At 68.0% G+C, this 16,011-nt stretch carries 17 protein-coding genes and 1 pseudogene; 2 read left to right on the top strand and 16 right to left on the bottom strand.

The window, feature by feature from the left end:
- Window positions 1-19: 19 nt before the first annotated feature.
- Complete coding sequence (locus tag ACXI0D_RS05935) at window positions 20-634, top strand: LysE/ArgO family amino acid transporter (RefSeq protein WP_119007094.1); 615 nt, start codon at window positions 20-22, stop codon at window positions 632-634.
- Here ACXI0D_RS05935 and map read toward each other — a convergent pair.
- The 15 genes and pseudogenes from map to ACXI0D_RS05860 form a co-directional block, all read right to left on the bottom strand.
- Window positions 631-1,413 carry a type I methionyl aminopeptidase gene (gene map / locus ACXI0D_RS05930; protein ID WP_479642739.1) on the bottom strand — a complete coding sequence of 261 codons (783 nt, stop codon included), beginning with the start codon at window positions 1,411-1,413 and terminating at the stop codon, window positions 631-633. The genes ACXI0D_RS05935 and map overlap by 4 nt on opposite strands.
- Window positions 1,414-1,423: 10 nt before the next feature.
- Complete coding sequence (locus ACXI0D_RS05925; RefSeq protein ID WP_005415768.1) at window positions 1,424-1,636, bottom strand: ParD-like family protein; 213 nt, start codon at window positions 1,634-1,636, stop codon at window positions 1,424-1,426.
- A 68-nt stretch (window positions 1,637-1,704) separates the two neighbouring features.
- Window positions 1,705-2,064, bottom strand: a pseudogene (locus tag ACXI0D_RS05920) (bleomycin resistance protein).
- Window positions 2,065-2,200: 136 nt separating this feature from the next.
- Complete coding sequence (locus tag ACXI0D_RS05915; protein WP_014036432.1) at window positions 2,201-3,085, bottom strand: arginase family protein; 885 nt, start codon at window positions 3,083-3,085, stop codon at window positions 2,201-2,203.
- Window positions 3,086-3,088: 3 nt separating this feature from the next.
- A complete protein-coding gene (locus ACXI0D_RS05910; protein WP_049446372.1) occupies window positions 3,089-4,153 on the bottom strand; it encodes a GNAT family N-acetyltransferase in 1,065 nt (354 codons plus the stop codon).
- A 28-nt stretch (window positions 4,154-4,181) separates the two neighbouring features.
- Window positions 4,182-5,582 (bottom strand): aspartate aminotransferase family protein, encoded by a 1,401-nt coding sequence (locus ACXI0D_RS05905; protein ID WP_014036434.1) that lies wholly within the window; start codon window positions 5,580-5,582, stop codon window positions 4,182-4,184.
- A 64-nt stretch (window positions 5,583-5,646) separates the two neighbouring features.
- Window positions 5,647-6,363 carry an MtnX-like HAD-IB family phosphatase gene (locus tag ACXI0D_RS05900; RefSeq protein ID WP_101765152.1) on the bottom strand — a complete coding sequence of 239 codons (717 nt, stop codon included), beginning with the start codon at window positions 6,361-6,363 and terminating at the stop codon, window positions 5,647-5,649.
- A gap of 168 nt (window positions 6,364-6,531) precedes the next feature.
- On the bottom strand, window positions 6,532-7,740 hold the full coding sequence (locus ACXI0D_RS05895) for a DegT/DnrJ/EryC1/StrS family aminotransferase (RefSeq protein WP_101765153.1): 1,209 nt from the start codon (window positions 7,738-7,740) through the stop codon (window positions 6,532-6,534).
- Between the two features lie 10 nt (window positions 7,741-7,750).
- Window positions 7,751-8,149 (bottom strand): DMT family transporter, encoded by a 399-nt coding sequence (locus ACXI0D_RS05890; protein ID WP_075674983.1) that lies wholly within the window; start codon window positions 8,147-8,149, stop codon window positions 7,751-7,753.
- Entirely contained in the window at window positions 8,146-8,505 is a 360-nt protein-coding gene (locus tag ACXI0D_RS05885; protein ID WP_006425769.1) for an EamA family transporter, read from the bottom strand. The genes ACXI0D_RS05890 and ACXI0D_RS05885 overlap by 4 nt, the downstream gene beginning before the upstream one ends.
- A gap of 1 nt (window position 8,506) precedes the next feature.
- Window positions 8,507-9,343 carry an alpha/beta hydrolase gene (locus ACXI0D_RS05880; protein ID WP_049446362.1) on the bottom strand — a complete coding sequence of 279 codons (837 nt, stop codon included), beginning with the start codon at window positions 9,341-9,343 and terminating at the stop codon, window positions 8,507-8,509.
- A gap of 80 nt (window positions 9,344-9,423) precedes the next feature.
- Window positions 9,424-10,803: a sensor histidine kinase gene (locus tag ACXI0D_RS05875; RefSeq protein ID WP_101765155.1), complete on the bottom strand. Its 1,380-nt coding sequence runs from the start codon at window positions 10,801-10,803 to the stop codon at window positions 9,424-9,426.
- On the bottom strand, window positions 10,800-11,483 hold the full coding sequence (locus ACXI0D_RS05870) for a response regulator (protein ID WP_008265770.1): 684 nt from the start codon (window positions 11,481-11,483) through the stop codon (window positions 10,800-10,802). Before ACXI0D_RS05870 ends, ACXI0D_RS05875 begins: the two co-directional genes overlap by 4 nt.
- Before the next feature lie 133 nt (window positions 11,484-11,616).
- On the bottom strand, window positions 11,617-12,744 hold the full coding sequence (locus ACXI0D_RS05865) for a metallophosphoesterase (protein ID WP_119007088.1): 1,128 nt from the start codon (window positions 12,742-12,744) through the stop codon (window positions 11,617-11,619).
- Window positions 12,745-12,817: 73 nt separating this feature from the next.
- Window positions 12,818-13,267, bottom strand: a complete 450-nt coding sequence (locus ACXI0D_RS05860; RefSeq protein WP_014036442.1) for a winged helix-turn-helix transcriptional regulator — start codon at window positions 13,265-13,267, stop codon at window positions 12,818-12,820.
- Between the two features lie 77 nt (window positions 13,268-13,344).
- Here ACXI0D_RS05860 and ACXI0D_RS05855 point away from each other — a divergent pair, with 77 nt between their 5' ends.
- Window positions 13,345-14,562, top strand: coding sequence for an MFS transporter (locus ACXI0D_RS05855; protein ID WP_049446353.1), 1,218 nt, complete (start codon window positions 13,345-13,347; stop codon window positions 14,560-14,562).
- A 13-nt stretch (window positions 14,563-14,575) separates the two neighbouring features.
- Here ACXI0D_RS05855 and ACXI0D_RS05850 read toward each other — a convergent pair whose 3' ends face one another.
- The gene (locus tag ACXI0D_RS05850; protein ID WP_119007087.1) at window positions 14,576-15,991 is read right to left on the bottom strand and encodes a GGDEF domain-containing protein; all 1,416 of its coding nucleotides are present in this window, start codon (window positions 15,989-15,991) and stop codon (window positions 14,576-14,578) included.
- Window positions 15,992-16,011: the final 20 nt, after the last annotated feature.

Genomic DNA, 16,011 nt, shown 5'->3' with positions numbered 1-16,011 from the left:
CGCTGCCTGGCCTGTCCTGATGTGGATCGCCGCTACTGCCGCCGGCCTGTTCGCAGGCGCCGGCCTGATCATCGCCATCGGTGCGCAGAACGCGTTCGTGCTGCGCCAGGGCCTGCAGCAGCGTCATGTCGGCAGGGTGGTGCTGGCCTGTGCCGGCGCGGACATCGTGCTGATCCTGGCCGGCGTCGGCGGCATGGGCGCGCTGGTGCTGCAGTGGCCGCTGCTGCTGCAGGTGCTGCGCTTCGGTGGCGCGGCCTTCCTGCTCTGGTATGGCCTGCAGGCGGGGCTGCGCGCATGGCGCGGTGGCAGTGCGCTGGCCGCCGCCGAGGCGCAGGGCGGCAGCGGACGGCAGGTGCTGCTGACCTGCCTGGCCTTCACCCTGCTCAACCCGCACGTCTATCTGGATACCGTGGTGCTGCTGGGCAGCCTGTCCACGCGCTACCCCGGTGACCTGCGCTGGGCGTTCGCCGCCGGTGCCTGCGCCGCCAGCGTGGCCTGGTTCTGCACGCTGGGCTATGGCGCGCGCCTGTTGCAGCCGGTGTTCCGCAGGCCGGGCGCCTGGCGGGTGCTGGATGCGGGCGTCGCGATCTTCATGTTCTGCCTGGCCACGCTGCTGCTGTTGCGTCCGCTCTAGGCCGCTTCCACCGCGCACAATGGCGTTTCGCCGGGGCGCAGGGTCAATACGCGCACGCCGCTGCGGGTAGCCGCCACGGTGTGCTCGAACTGGGCAGACAGCTTGCCGTCGCGGGTGTACACCGGCCATTCGTCCGGCTGTTGGCGGATGGCCGGTTTGCCCTGGTTGAGCATCGGCTCGATGGTGAACACCATGCCTTCTTCCAGCACCATGCCGGTGTTGGGATGGCCGTAGTGGAGTATCTGCGGTTCTTCGTGCATTTCCTGGCCGATGCCATGGCCGCAGTATTCCTTCACCACGCTGTAGCCGTGGCTGCGTGCATGACGGGCGATGGCGTGGCCGATGTCGCCCAGGCGCGCGCCGGGGCGCACCGCGGCGATGCCTTTCCACATCGCCTGGTAGGTGGTCTGCACCAGCCTGCGCGCGGCGTAGTCGACCTCGCCCACCAGGTAGGTGGTGCTGGAGTCGGCGATGTAGCCGTTCTTCTCCAGGGTGATGTCGAGGTTGACGATCTGTCCGTTGCGCAGCACGTCGGTGGTGCTGGGCACGCCGTGGCAGATCACGTTGTCGATCGAGGTGTTGAGCACATACGGGAAGCCGTACTGGCCCTTGCTGGCCGGCCGCGCCCGCAGTTCATCGACGATCATGCGTTCGACGAAATCGTTGATCTCCATCGTGCTGCGGCCCTGCAGCGGCAGCCGGTCGAGCGCGGCGAACACCTGCGCCAGCAGGCGGCCCGATTCGGCCATCAGCGCGATCTCGTCAGGGCGCTTGATGATCGCCATCTGCTCAGACCTGCCCCGGTGCCAGCAGCGGCGGCTGCACGCCGGCCGCCCGCAGTTCGCTGGCGACGATGTCCTGGAAGCTCAGCGTGGGGTTCATCTCGCACAGCATGCCGACCCGGATCCAGAAGTTGGCCTGGGCATTGATCGAGCGGCTGGAGACGGTGCAGGCACGACGCAGCTGGTCGTGCAGGGTGTCATCGATGTTGACGATGCCCATGGGCGGTCCTGGAGGAGTGGATATACGAAGCGTATATGTTTCGTATATCCAACTCAAGGCCGCCCGGTTCAGCTGGCGTCGGTGGCGAAGCGCAGGCGGTTGCCGTCGGGGTCACGCAGCAGCATCTCGCGGCTGCCCCATTCGGTGTCATGCGGCGGCTGTTCGATGGGGACGCCTGCGGCACTGAAGGCGCGGTGCAGGGCGTCGACGTCCTCGACGATGAAGTACACCGCGCCGCCGACTTCGCAGTCGCCGCTGTGTTCGGTGAGGAAGATCGTCTGGCCGTCGCGGGTGAGCTGGGCGAACAGCGGGAAGCCGGGTTCGAAGCGGTGTTCCTAGTCGACCACGAAGCCCAGCCCCTGTACGTAGAACGGCAGGGTGGTATCGGCATGGCGCATGCGCAGTTGCGGGATGACGGTCTGGGGCATGGCGAGGGCTCCTGGGGCAGGCGTCCAGTGTAGTGCCGAGCCATGCTCGGCCATCGTCCCCTGTAGAGTCGAGCCATGCTCGACTCGGTGGCCAGCAAACAGCAGTCGAGCATGGCTCGACTCTACAGGACAGCGGTCAGCAGGCCGTCGGCACCGAGGCCATCGCGGCCAGCAGTTCGCGGTTCACCTGCTGGTGCCGTGCCTGCCACACCGGCAGATCGTCGGCGCTGATGTCGGGCTGGCCATCCAGCGAGGACAGCCAGCGCTTGAAGCGGCTCTGGTAGTTGGCCAGCGACACTTCGCCGGTGATGTCACTGCCGACCAGGCCGCCGGCGCGCAGCGCTTCGATCACCACCAGCGCGTGTTCCAGCTGGAAGCGGCCCTGGTCCCAGTTACTGCGGGCGACGTCCTCGGCGAACACATCCTTGTCGATCGACAGGTAGGTTGGCTGTGGCGACTTCGCCTGCTCTGCAGCGAACGCGGCCACCAGCGCTTCGGGATGCTCAAAACGGCGGAAGGCATGGCCCATGCCGAGGCGATGCCCCCAGCCTACGTCCACGTCCATGCACCAGTAGGTCAGGCGACCGCCGATCAGCGGGCGCCAATGGTTCTCCCAGGCGTGGCCAAGGCCGATGTCACTGGAGGTGATGCCCAGCACATGGATGTGCGAGATCTGCGGCAGCTTGCTGGCCGCGTTCACCCAGGAACCGCAGTGCATGCCGAACGGGAAACGCATGTTGTCGGGATGGTTGTCCAGCACCACCAGCTGGAACGGCTCCTGCGCGCGCATGCGACGCAGCAGAGGCAGGCTGAGATGATGGAAATCACCGCTGCCGAGCATCACCGTGCCGAGCTGGGCCGGCAGCGGAGCCAGCACTTCAGCGGCGAAACGGTCGAGGGTGGCATTGCTGCAGGCGAAGCGCAGTGGATCGTGCCATTGCGGCAGGGCCAGGGTCTGCGCCTGGGGCAGCGGCAGCACGCCACCGTCCAGGTCCAGGATCAACGGGGAACGCAACGGCATCGTTCAACCGCCTCCATCAGGTTCGCCCTGCAGGTACGGGGCCAGCCTGCGCAGGGCGGCGCGCAGCAGCGGGGAGCGTGCGTGGATCGCGTGCCGGGTGGAGGTGAAGCGGGCGCCGAGCTCGGCCTTGATCCGCGAGTCGGTCCAGCCGGCCACGTAGTGGCTCAGGCCGTGCTGCAGCGCGTATTCGAGGTTGTGCATCCAGCTGACCGCGTACAGGTTGTGCTCGCGCGACTGCGGATAGGCCAGGCCGATGTACTTGTCCACCAGCTTGCCGGCATGCACGTAGCACAGGTTCCAGCCGATCAGCTGGCCCTGGTGGCGGTACAGGAACATCCGTCCCTGGCCCAGGCTGTCGGCCAGCAGGTACTGGAAATAGGGCAGGTCGAGCTGGTCGAAATGCACCGCGCTCTGCGCGTACACGCCCAGGTACAGCGCATACAGTTCGGCCTGCAGCCGCGGGTCGGCCAGGGCCGGATCACCGGTGGCGATGCACTCGATCTGCAGCTCGTCACGCGAGCGCAGCTTGCGCCGGATGTTCTTGCGGCGCGAGGACGACAGGCGTCCGAGATAGCCATCGATCGAATCGAAATCGATGGCCACCCAGGCCAGCGGCATGCCTTCCAGTTCGACGAAGCCGCGTGCCAGCAGCGCCTGCAGGAAGGCACCGCTGTGTGCGTTGGCGGCGTCGTCCAGCAGCGGCGAATCGATCGCCAGGTCCTTGACTACCAGCAGCCGCGTATCGCCGATCGCGTGACGCGTCACGTCCTCGGCCAATGCCTCTGGTGCGACGTGCGCGGGCAGCGGGGTGTACTCGGTGCTGGTGGCACCGACGAAGCGGGTCTTCCAGGTGATCCATGGCCGCCACAGGCGCGACAGCGGCAGGCCAAGCAGCTTGCCGCGCAGGTCGTCATCCATCGTGGTGGTCAGGTCCAGCGGCGCACGGAAGGTCGGCAGGCCGCTGGGAAGGCGGCCCGCCTCGAATCCGAGCGGCGGGTGGGCCAGGAAGCCCTCCAGCAGCGCGGCCGGTTCCAGCGCGGTGCTGGATGCGCGTGACGTCATCTCCATCGGCACGGGAACCGGCAGCGCATCGACCTCAGCCCTTGGCCTTGGTCAGCGCCTGGTCGAGCAGGGTGATCGCCAGGTCGATCTCTTCGTAGCTGATGTCCAGCGACGGCGCGAAGGTGATCACGTTCTTGTACCAGCCACCCACGTCGAGCACGAGGCCCATGCGCTTGCCGTCGTGCAGCAGGTCACCGGCCAGGCCGATGTCGACCATGCGGTCCAGCAGTTCCTTGTTCGGGGTGTAGCCGTCGGTCTGGCAGATTTCCGCACGCAGGGCCAGGCCCAGACCGTCGACGTCGCCGATTTCCGGGTGGCGCTTCTGCAGGCCACGCAGGCCGTCGAGGAAGTACGCGCCCTTTTCCGGCACGGTGCGCTCGTAATCCATTTCCTTGCCCAGCTTCAGCACTTCCAGGCCCAGGCGGGTGCCCAGCGGGTTGGAGTTGAAGGTGGAGTGGGTGGAACCCGGCGGGAACACGGTCGGGTTGATCAGCTCTTCGCGCGCCCACAGGCCCGACAGCGGGTTCAGGCCGTTGGTCAGCGCCTTGCCGAACACCAGCACGTCCGGGGTCACGCCGAAGTGCTCGATCGACCACAGCTTGCCGGTGCGCCAGAAGCCCATCTGGATTTCATCGACCACCATCAGGATGCCGTACTTGTCCAGCACGCGCTTGAGGCCGGTGAAGAAGTTGCGCGGCGGGATGACGTAGCCGCCGGTGCCCTGGATCGGCTCGACGTAGAACGCGGCGTACTCGGCCTGGCCGACCTTGGGATCCCACACGCCGTTGTACTCGCTTTCGAACAGGCGCTCGAACTGCCAAACGCAGTGGTCGGAGTACTCGTCCGGGGTCATGCCCTTCGGGCGACGGAAGGGGTACGGGAACGGGATGAACATCGCGCGCTCGCCGAAGTGGCCGTAGCGGCGGCGGTAGCGGTAGCTGGAGGTGATCGACGACGCACCCAGGGTGCGGCCGTGGTAGCCGCCTTCGAAGGCGAACATCAGGCTCTTGCCGCCGCGCGCGTTGCGCACGATCTTCAGCGAGTCTTCGATGGCCTGCGCGCCACCGACGTTGAAGTGCACGCGGCCGTCGAGGCCGAACTTCTCGTGCATGTCCACGGCAATGGTCTTGGCAAGCTGCACGCGGGTCGGGTGCAGGTACTGGCTGGCGACCTGCGGCAGGGTGTCGATCTGGTCCTTCAGCGCGTCGTTCAGGCGCTTGTTGCTGTAGCCGAAGTTGCAGGCCGAGTACCACATCTGCAGGTCGAGGTAGGGCACGCCCGCACCGTCGAACATGTAGCTGCCTTCGCCGCGCTGGAAGATCTTCGGCGGGTCGACGTAGTGGACGGTGTCGCCGAAGGAGCTGTAGCGGGCTTCGTCGGCCAGCAGCTGCGCGTCGGAGGCAGCCGAATCGGCGTTCTTGTCAAAAATGTTCATGCAGTTCGGTTCCGTGAAGGACGTTCGAAAGGGGTAACGGGGGAGCGTGCCTGGAAGGGAGTGCTCAGGCGGTGGCCAGCAGCAGTGGCAGTGCGGCGGGCTGCGGGCTGGCGTCGAGGCGACGTGGCTGCAGCAGGCTGCCATCGAGCAAGCGCGGCAACAGTGCGATTGCATCGTGGAAGGTATCGATGGCGGCATGCTCGATGCCGGCATGGGTGCAATGGGTGATCAGGCGGCGCTTGGCGAACACGAAGTCGGCATCCTCGGACACGCAGAAGTCCGAACTGCCGTCGCCGATCATCAGCACGCGCGGCGCTTCGTTGGCACGCGCCTGCGCGGCGCAGGTGCACTTGCAGGTACCGCTGCGGCACCCCTCGGCCTGGTAGGGCGACTCCAGTTCCCAGTGGTCTTCGCACCAGCGCAGGTGGTTGGCCACCACCGGCAGCGGCGGCAGGCCATGGTTGGCGAGGATGCGGTGGATCGCATAGTCCAGGCCGTCGCTGACGATGCGCAGCGGCAGGCCCAGCTGCTCGGCGCGGGTGACGAAGGCGGCGAAGCCCGGATCGATCTTTACCTGGTCCAGGTGTGCGTCGAGCGTGGCCGGGTCCAGCTTCAGCAGCCGCACCTGGCCCTGCATGCATTCACGCGAGCCGATCTTTCCCGACTTCCACTGGTCTTCCAGTTCCTGCCAGCCCGGCTGGCCGTACTTCTCCAGCAGCGAGTCGATGACATCTTCGAGGCTGATGGTGCCGTCGAAGTCACACAGGATGCTCCAGTGCATGGGCAGGTCCGTCGATGAGAAAGGCGTCCGGCACGGTGCCGGGGCAGGCTCAATGTAGGCAGGCAGCCTTTCTCGTTCCTTTCCTGTTGAAAGGCTGCACTGCGGGGTGGGGAAAGTGTTCAGGAATCGAACATCCTGAATGGGCGCAATGCCCGGAAAATAGCCGTTTCAGGGCTGCGCGGCGGCCAGCGCCTGCAGGATCTGCGCGGTCTCTTCACGGGTCTGCCAGGCGCTGTTGCCGAGGGTCAGCATGCGTGCGGCGAAGTCGCGCGCGTTCGGCATGTCGTCCTGCGGCACGATGCCACGCAGGTAGGCGTAGTCGGGCAGGGCATGGATGAACATGCGGCTGGCACCGAGGCCACGCGGCCACAGGTCGTCCAGTGCGGCATCGCGCGCGCGCTGGCTGGGCAGCAGCAGCATCAGCATCGGCCAGGTGCCGCCGGTACCGGCCAGGCCATCGACCACCTCCACCGCCGGCAGCTGTGCCAGCTGCACGCGCAGCTGCAATGCGCGCAGGCGCCCGGCCTGCAGGAACGCCGGCAGCCGCCGTGCAGCATGGGCACCGATGTTCTGCCGCCAGTGGCTGACCCGGTGCTGCGGGATGTCCAGCGGAAAAACATCGCCGACCGCTTCTTCCAGATCACCGCGTTGCAGTGCGCTGCGCAGTGGATTGCCGTACACCAGCGACAGCAGCGAGGGGCGGTAGCAGGCGGCAAGGCCCAGCAGCTGCACGCTGCGAAGCAGCTCCCAGCGCAGGCTGAAACGGACCTGCTCGGCCGCATGTTCGGCCAGCGCGGCACGCAGTTCGTCATCGCGGCTGACCAGCAGGCCGCCTTCGTGCAGGCTCAGCCCCTTGCCGGCGGCCAGGCTGAAGAATCCGATATCGCCACGCAGGCCGACGCTGCTGTTGCCGACCCGCGCGCCCAGCGCCTGAGCGGCATCTTCGATGACCCAGGTACCGGCGCCATGCGCGATGTCGGCGGCCAGTTCAACATCGGCGATGCGTCCGCCGAGGTGCGTGGGCAGGATCGCCAACGTGCGTGCGTCGGCCAGGCGCGAGAGCTGTGCCGGATCAAAGTCGAAGTGGCCGCGACGGGTATCACACAGCTGCACGCGCAGGCCGAGGCTGTGCACCGCGATCGGCACCAGCGGGCAGGTGTAGGCCGGCAGGATCACGGTATCACGCTTGGGCGCACGCTTGCGCAGGGTGCGCAGCGCGATAAGCAGCGCGTGGGTGCCGGAACAGGTCAGCTGCAGCGGCGGTGTGCCGAGCTGTTTGGCCAGGATGTCACGCAGCTCGCCGCCACCGGGAAGGAAGTCGCTGGCCTGCATCGGCAGGCCGGCGGTCGGAGGCAGTTCGCGCGCGAACAGGCTCATCGCAGCCCGCTCACGAGGTGCTTTCGGCGGGGCTGTGCGGGTCATCCGCTTCGGCGCGGCCGAGGCAGACGATGCCGGCCACGATCAGCACCGCGCCCACCAGGTGGTGCAGGGTCAGCGGTTCGTTCAACAGCCACGCCGACAGCAGCAGCACACTGATCACTTCCAGGTGCGAGGCCGCGAAGGCAGGGCCGATCGGAGCGTGGCGCAGCAGGCTCATCCAGGTGAAGAACGCGCCGACGTAGCCGAGGATGGCACCGTATACCCACGGCTGCGACAGCACGCGCAGCAGCCAGGCGGTGTTGGCCTCGACCGGCAACGCGGCGTCACCGGCGTACTTGAAGCACAGCTGGGCCAGCGTGTCGAAGGCCATCAGCAGCGGAAAACCGATCACATACAGGCGCCTCATGAGCCCGCCCCCACCACCGCCACGCCCGCCGTGACCAGCAGCATGCCGGTCACCCGCAGCGGCGTGAGCTTTTCGCGGAACAGGAAGCGGCCGGCGATCATCAGCGCAACGATGTTGATCGAGCCCAGCAGCACGCCCTTGGACAACGGTACCAACGACAGGAACGCGATCCAGGCCACGAACTCAAGCACGTAGCAGGCGATGCCGATCCACAGCCAGGGGCGGCTGAGCATGTGTTTCCAGCGTTGCAGTCCTTCGCCGTCCTGCGGGTCGCTGGCGGCGGCCTTGAAGGCGAGCTGGCCACCGGTATCGAGCACGACATTGGCCAGCCACAGCAGCGTGGCGAGTGCCCCCATCTCAGGCCACCGCCTTGAGGACGCCGCTGCGTTCACCGATTTCGGTGAAGAAGCGCGCGCTGCGGCGGATCACGTCGCGGCGTTCGCGGTCGATGGTGATCATGTGGTAGCTGTCTTCCAGCACCACCAGTTCCTTCGGGCCACTGACCCGCGACATCACCAGTTCGGCATTGCCCATGCTGGCCACGTCGTCTTCGCGGGCGTGCATCACCAGGCACGGCGCGGTGACCTGATGCAGGTGGCGACGGGTCCAGTTGCTCAGGGCACGCATCTCGGCCAGCGCGTGCCAGGGGTTGCCCGGCAGGCCGGCAGCGGCGCTGTCGCCGGACAGCATGGCGGCGCTGACCTGCGCGCGCAGGCGCTCGTCACGCAGGCCGTAGGGCGGTTCTTCCATGAACATGCGGTCGCGGCCGATGTTGAAGCGCTTGAACCACGGCAGCAGGAACGACAGGCGGGCCACGGCGGGAATGTTCCAGCCGTCGTAGCGGAAGGTGGCGCCATACACGCCGACGCCGGACACCCACTCGGGGCGGCGTGCAGCCAGCGCCAGCGACAGTACCGCGCCCATCGACAGACCACCGACGAACAACTGGTCGACCTTGCCACGCAGGCTCGCCGCCGCATCTTCCACGCCCTGGTACCACTGTTCCCAGGTGGTCGCCAGCAGGTCATCCACGGTGCCGCAATGGCCGGGCAGCTGCACGCCGTGCACGGTGAAACCGGCGTTGTTCAGGCCCTTGCCCAGCATGCGCATTTCCGCCGGGGTGCCGGTCAGGCCGTGGACCAGCAGCACGCCCTGCGGGCCACCGGGGAGGAAGAAGTCGTGCGATTCGGTCACCTGGCGGCTCCGGGACGGCAGTGGGGATGGTCAGGATCGCAAGCGCGATTTTCGCCAGCCTTTCAGCGCCCCGGTCCGGGTCAGGGGGCCTTCAGCAGCGGAAGCGTGATGGCGACCTTCAGGCCCCCACCGGCACGGTTGAGGAAGGTCAGTCGGCCGCCGAAGTGCTCCACCGCTTCGTGGGCGATGGCCAGCCCCAGGCCGGTGCCGCTGGCGGTGGTGCCGGGCGCGCGGAAGAAACGCTCGCCCAGCCGCGGCATCACGTCCTCGGGTACGCCGGGTCCGTTGTCCTCCACGTACAGTTCGACGTCATTGTCGTCCAGCGCATGCACGCCGACCGTGACGGTCGCATCGCGGCCGGCGTAGCGCAGCGCGTTGTCGATCAAGTTGTCCAGTGCTTCCTGCAGTTGGGCACCGTTGCCGAGCACGCGCAGTGGATGGGGGCTGCCGCGGTAGCCCAGATCGATGCCATCGCGGATCGCCTCGGGCACGCGCATGCCGACCCATTGCGGCACCAGTTCGCACAGGTCCAGCGCTTCAACGGTATCGGGCACGGTCTGCGCACGGCTCAGCGCCAGCAGCTGGGTGCTGACCCGCGCGGTGCGCTGGTTGAGCCGGCGGATGTGCTGCAGCGCCTCGCGTACCGTGTCCGGGTCGCCATGCGCCAGCGCCTGGTCCACGTGCAGGGCCATGCCGGCCAACGGCGAGCGCAGCTGGTGCGCGGCATCGGCGATGAAGCGGTTCTGCAGCGTGATCATTTCCGCCTGGCGCGCAAACAGATCGTCGATGGTGCTGATCAGTGGCTGGATCTCTTCCGGCACGTCGGCATCGGAGATCGGCGCCAGTTCGCCGCGGCGCTGCGCCAGGCGGGTCCTCAGCGGCGTGAGGATGCGCAGGCCGTAGGTCACGCCAAACCAGACCAGCGCAGCGGTGCCCAGCGCCAGCATGGTCATCAGCGGGATGATGATCATCAGGATCTCGCGCGCACGCTGGCGGCGGTCGGCCATGCTTTCGGCCACGGTCACCGCCAGCTGGTCCTGCGGGTCGTTCATCGCCTGCGTGCAGACGGTGGCCATGCGCACCTGCTGGCCATTGAGGTTGCCGTCGTACAGCGCCGGATGCACGCCGGTGCAGTCCTGCGAAGGGGCATACGGGCTGAAGTCCGCGTTGCCGCTGAGGGTGCCCTTGCGGCTGCTGTCGACGTTGAAATAGCGATGGCCGTCGGGGTCGTACTCGATCAGGAAGCGCGCCTGCGGAGACAGGTCGCTGGTCACCGGCATGGTGCTCAGCATCTGCGCGAACGAGTGCGTGTCGTCGATCAGGTTGCGGTCGTGGATGCGGTTGGAATAGTCCAGCGCAACGTAGTAGGCCAGGATCGTATTGAAGGTGAGTAGGCCCAGCATCGGCAACGCCAGGAAGGCGAGCAGGCGCCGGCGCAGGCTGGGTGGTCCACTGATCACGGGGCGCTGTCGTCCTGCGCGTCTTCCAGCATGTAGCCCAGCCCGCGCACGGTGCGGATGCCCATGCCGCCGGGTTGCAGCTTGCGGCGCAGGCGGTGCAGGGCGATGTCCAGGCCGTTGTCGGTCAGGTCCTGGCCCCAGTCACACAGCGCCTCCACCAGCTGCGCGCGCGACACGATGCGCTCGGCGCGTACTGCCAGCGCCGACAGCAGGCCGAACTCGCGCGCGGTCAGTTCCAGCGACTGGTCGTCGATCCACACGCGATGCCCGGCCAGGTCCAGGCGCAGGCGTCCGATGCGCAGGTCCGGGTTGCCATTGCTGGTCACGCGGCGCAGCTGTGCGCGCACGCGCGCTTCGAATTCGTCCAGCGCGAACGGTTTGACCAGGTAGTCGTCGGCACCGAGGTCGAGCACGCGCACGCGTTCGGCCAGGCCGTCGCGGGCGGTCACCACCAGCACCGCCAGGCCATCGCCGCGCTGGCGCAGGCGCTGCAGCACGTCGCGGCCATCCAGCTGCGGCAGGCCCAGGTCCAGCACCAGCAGTGCGTACTGGGTCGAACCCAGCGCGGCGTCGGCGTGCGCGCCGTTGTCGACGTGGTCGACCACGTGCCCCTGTCGGCGCAGCGAGGCGCACAGGCCGGAGGCGATGTCCGGGTCGTCTTCAGCAATCAGAACGCGCATGCGCGGGGGGCTCCTGTATCGGTCGGGCCCAGCGGATGGACGGGGTGGGCCTCTCGGTTGCCGAGGGTAGCCGCAAACCGGGTGAAGGTGGAGCGCGACGACACCGCCGGGGGCCGTCGCGCTGTCCCGCCATTCAGTCCTGCAGGCCGGGCTCGCCTTGTGCCAGCGGCACCCGTGAGCCGTCCAGCAGGCCGCGGCTGAGCCTGCCATCCTCGATGAACAGCAGTTCGCCGTTCTCGCCGTTCTTGATGCTGCTGTCGATGGCGATCACGCGGTCGCCATGGAAGCTGCTGACGTGCGGCATCGAGGTGTGGCCGACCACGATGCGCTTGAGCTGCAGGCGATCGAGCACGGTCTGTACCCCCGCCGTGTCGAGGCGGCCATCGAAATAGCCGCGGTACCAGATCGGGCTGGTCTTGCCGTCATACAGCGGTGCGGTGGCCGGGTCGGCCTTCACTTCGGCCTTGGGCAGGCCCAGTGACGCCTGGTAGGCCGCGTTGGTGCGCGCCGGGTCCAGCGCCAGCTGCACCGCCTCGGGCGAGATGCCGCCGTGCAGGAACAGGGTGTCGCCGATCTTCAGCAGTACCGGGCGGGTGCGCAGCCACTGCCCGATCACCGAATCGGCGCCATACAGCTGCGGGTAGCTGCGGTCGAGCAGCTGGGCGCTGCGCAGGTATTTCGGGTTGACGTAGCGCAGGTCGTCGTACAGCACCATGGTTTCGTGGTTGCCGAGCACGAAGTGCACTGCGCCGCCGGCGGCGGCCGCCTGCTGCTGCAGGCCATACAGCAGCCAGAACGCCTCGGTCACCTGGGGGCCGCGATCGAACACATCGCCGGCGATGACCAGGGTGTCCTTGCCCAGTGCCCAGCGGTCCTGCGCGTCGATGACCTGGTGGGCGCGCAGCAGGCGCACCAGCAGCCCGTACTGGCCATGGATGTCGGACAGCGCAACGATGCGCGGCGCGGCCGGCAGTACGGAGATCGAAGGTGCATTCGGCGCGGCCACATGCACGGTGTGCCCGTAGCCGCAGCGTGGGGCGATGTCGGTGCCTGCGGGCTGCGTGGCCAGCGTGCGCGACTCGACCTTGTCGTCGCAGATCCACTTGGCCTGCAGCTGCGTGCCCTCGCGGAATACATAGGGGCCATCGGCCTGCACGTGGTCGGCGGGCGCGGCAACCTCGCGGGCCTGCGTGGCTCCGGCGCTGCAGGCCAGCAGCGGCAGCAGCAGGGCGGTCATCAGGGAAGGGCGATAGCGCGGCATTGGCGGCGTCCTGCGGCGGAAACATCCGATGCTAACCGGCGCGGCCGGATCGTGGTGTGCGCGAATGGGTGGATCAGGCGCCGCGCCCGTCGTCCTTGAGCTTGCGCACGCGGGTCGCGGCGGCCTGCAGGGGCTGACCGTCGCGCCCGTGCGGTTGCATGTAGGGCAGCGGTCGCCGCGTGCTGGATTCGATCAGCTGCGAATGAGCTTCACCAGCGCCGAAGCGATGGCGTTCTCCCCACTGGCGCAGCGCGACCAGCAGCGGGAACAGTTCCTGGCCGGCGTGGGTGAGTACGTATTCCTGGTAGGCCGAGCCATCGGAGGCCGGTTGCAGCTGCAGGATGCCGGCCTCGACCAGCCTGCGCAGGCGATCACTGAGGATGTTGCGCGCCGCGCCGAGGCTGCGCTGGAAGTCGCCAAAGCGGGTGATGCCATCGAAGGCATCGCGGATGACCAGCAACGCCCAGCGGTCGCCGAGCAGGTCGGCGCTGCGGGCGACGGGGCAGGGACTGTTGGCGTGCATGCTGGGGCCTCCGGATGTGGTTGCAGTTTAAAACCAATGGCGATAGTCTGCATCAAGTTTCAAATTGCAACCACATCATGAGCGTTCCATTGATTTCCCGCCCATTGCTGATCCTGCTCGCGGTCGCGGCCGGCGCCAGCGTTGCCAACGTCTACTACGCGCAACCTCTGCTGGATCGGCTGGCGCAGGGCTTCGCACTGGACCGTGCCGTGGCGGGCGCAGTGCTGGCGGCAACCCAGGCCGGCAGTGTGCTGGCCTTGCTTGGCCTGCTGCCGTTGGCCGATCGCGGTGACCGGCGACGTCTGCTGCGGCTGCAGTTGATGGCGCTGGTGCTGGGCCTGCTGTGGCTGACGGCTGCCCGGACTGCGGCATGGCTGTTGTCGGGCATGCTGCTGGCCGGCCTGCTGGGCACCGCGCTGACCCAGGGGCTGATCGCCTATACCGCCACGCTGGCGCCGCCGGAGCAGCGCGGCCGCGTGGTGGGCGTGGTGCAGGGCGGCGTGTTCATCGGCCTGTTGCTGGCGCGCGTGGTATCGGGCGCGATCGCGGCCACCATCGGCTGGCGTGCGGTCTATCTGCTGTCGGCAGCGATGATGGCGGCCTTGGCCGTGCTGTTGTGGCGGCGCCTGCCGGCGGTGCCGGTACCGGCGGTACCGCCGCGCTGGTCCGCACTGCTGGGTTCGATGCTGGGCATGCTGCGCCGGGACCGCAGTCTGCGCGAGCGTGGGCCGCTGGCGTTGCTGCTGTTTGCTGGCCTCAACGTGTTCTGGGCGGCGGCGCCGCTGCCGTTGTCGGCGCCTCCGTTGCAGTGGTCCACCGCGGCCATCGGTGCGCTCGGCCTGGCCGGCGTAGTGGGCGCATTGATGGCGGCGCGGGTCGGGCACTGGATGGACCGCGGTTTCGCCGATCGGGTCAGTCTTGGCGCACTGCTGCTGATGCTGGCCGCGTGGTGGCCGCTGCTGGGCCTGCCGCAGTCGCTGTCGTTGCTGCTGCTGGGCGTGATCGTGCTCGACCTCGGTGGGCAGGCACTGCACGTATCGAACCAGGCGCTGCTGCTGCGCGCGCCGGCAGAACAGCATGGGCGCCTGGTGGCGCTGTACATGCTGTTCTATGCGGTGGGCAGTGGCGCCGGTGCGGCGGCCGGACCCTGGATGCAGGCCCGGCACGGCTGGCCTGCCGTGTGCCTGCTGGGTGCAGGCATCGCGTTGCTGGCGCTGCTGTGGTGGGCCGCGTGGCGGGTGGTGGCGGTGAAAGCAGCGGCTGGTGCCCGTATCGGTAGTGCCGGCTGTCGGTAGAGGCGGCGCGCCATCAGCGTTGCAGTGCACGCCGCCCCGGGGCTTCCTGCAGGTCCGCACTGGCCACCACCACGCGGTTGCGGCCACTGCGCTTGGCCTCGTACATCGCCGCGTCGGCACGTGCCATCAGCCGCTCGTAGTCCGGGTGGCCGTCATGGCCGGCCACGCCGATGCTGGCAGTGAGTGACAGCACCTGGCCATTGGCCAGTGCCACCGGCGAGTGTGCGATCTGCCGGCGCAGGCTCTCGGCGATCACCGAGGCCTGCGACTCGCTGGCCGCGACCAGCACCACCACGAACTCCTCGCCGCCATAGCGGAACAGGTAGTCGCTGCCGCGCGTGAGCTGGCCGAGCAGGCCGGCGACGTGCTGCAACGCGCGGTCGCCGGCATCGTGGCCGTGGCCGTCGTTGATCGCCTTGAAATGATCTAGGTCGAGCAGCAGCAGCGAGAACGGCGTGCGGTTGCGCGTGGCCAGTTCGATCTCCCGGCGCAGCACGGTAGGCAGGAAGCGGCGGTTGAGCAGGTTGGTCAGGGCATCGCTGCCGGCATCCAGTTCACCGATGCGCTCGAACAGCAGCGTCATCAGCGTGCGGATGGCGGCCAGGTCCTCGCGGATGGCCGGCAGCACGGCCAGTCGCTGTGCCGGGGCATCATGGCTTGCCTGTTGCAGGCTGCTGTCGATGCGGGCCATCAGCTGGCCGACCTGCTGGGTCTCGCTGCTCTCGCCGAAGCTGGGGATGCCCTTGTGGGTGAACCACAGGCCGAACTCCGATGTCGCCAGGCTGGCGCTGTCGCTGGCCTGCACATGACCGGCCAACGCGTAGAGCAGGGCGTTCTCCCAGTCCAGCAGCAGTGCCCGCTGGCGCTCGCGTTCGGTGCCGACGTTCTGCACCAGCGAGAACAGCCGGTACGCAGCATCGGCACGGGTCGAGCGCTCGCGGGCATGGGTGTAGGCCAGGGTCATGCCTTCCATGGCGATGTCCATGATCGCGCTGAGGCAGTCGATGGCGGCGAACGCAATGGCGCTGTTGGGCGCATCATCGCGCAGGCGCACGAACAGCTCGTGCTTGAGCACGCGTGCGCCACGGGTCACCAGGTCGACCGGAATGCCGACCCGGGCATGCACGTCGCCGATCACCCGTTGCGAGGCGACGGTGGCAGCAATGCCGTCGGCATCGGTGGTCAACAGCTGCACGAGCCAGCGCTGCATGGCCGGTTGCAGGCGCTGCTTGACCTGCTCGTGGGACAGGAAGCGGCGTGCACGCCCATCCTGCAGCAGCACTTCATAGAAGCGCTGGGCCAGCGCGGGCGGGGCGTCGATGGCAGCGGCGCGCAGCAGCGCGGTGGCGGCGGGGCCGGCCTGTTGCAGGCAGTGCTGCCAGGCTTCGGCCAGCGGCTGGCTGGCATCGTCCAATTGGGGTGGTTCCACGTCGATCTCTGACTGCGTAC

It is taken from the genome of Stenotrophomonas sp. C9D9, assembly GCF_056491205.1.
This window is presented reverse-complemented; position numbering and strand designations above follow the sequence as displayed.

Excerpts from the sequence above, each read along its gene's own strand:
- ACXI0D_RS05935 (WP_119007094.1), top strand. The coding sequence starts at position 20 with ATGTGGATCGCCGCTACTGCCGCCGGCCTGTTCGCAGGCGCCGGCCTG.
- ACXI0D_RS05925 (WP_005415768.1), bottom strand. The coding sequence starts at position 1,636 with ATGGGCATCGTCAACATCGATGACACCCTGCACGACCAGCTGCGTCGT.
- ACXI0D_RS05915 (WP_014036432.1), bottom strand. The coding sequence starts at position 3,085 with ATGCCGTTGCGTTCCCCGTTGATCCTGGACCTGGACGGTGGCGTGCTG.
- ACXI0D_RS05910 (WP_049446372.1), bottom strand. The coding sequence starts at position 4,153 with ATGGAGATGACGTCACGCGCATCCAGCACCGCGCTGGAACCGGCCGCG.
- ACXI0D_RS05905 (WP_014036434.1), bottom strand. The coding sequence starts at position 5,582 with ATGAACATTTTTGACAAGAACGCCGATTCGGCTGCCTCCGACGCGCAG.
- ACXI0D_RS05900 (WP_101765152.1), bottom strand. The coding sequence starts at position 6,363 with ATGCACTGGAGCATCCTGTGTGACTTCGACGGCACCATCAGCCTCGAA.
- ACXI0D_RS05895 (WP_101765153.1), bottom strand. The coding sequence starts at position 7,740 with ATGAGCCTGTTCGCGCGCGAACTGCCTCCGACCGCCGGCCTGCCGATG.
- ACXI0D_RS05890 (WP_075674983.1), bottom strand. The coding sequence starts at position 8,149 with ATGAGGCGCCTGTATGTGATCGGTTTTCCGCTGCTGATGGCCTTCGAC.
- ACXI0D_RS05885 (WP_006425769.1), bottom strand. The coding sequence starts at position 8,505 with ATGGGGGCACTCGCCACGCTGCTGTGGCTGGCCAATGTCGTGCTCGAT.
- ACXI0D_RS05870 (WP_008265770.1), bottom strand. The coding sequence starts at position 11,483 with ATGCGCGTTCTGATTGCTGAAGACGACCCGGACATCGCCTCCGGCCTG.
- ACXI0D_RS05865 (WP_119007088.1), bottom strand. The coding sequence starts at position 12,744 with ATGCCGCGCTATCGCCCTTCCCTGATGACCGCCCTGCTGCTGCCGCTG.
- ACXI0D_RS05860 (WP_014036442.1), bottom strand. The coding sequence starts at position 13,267 with ATGCACGCCAACAGTCCCTGCCCCGTCGCCCGCAGCGCCGACCTGCTC.
- ACXI0D_RS05855 (WP_049446353.1), top strand. The coding sequence starts at position 13,345 with ATGAGCGTTCCATTGATTTCCCGCCCATTGCTGATCCTGCTCGCGGTC.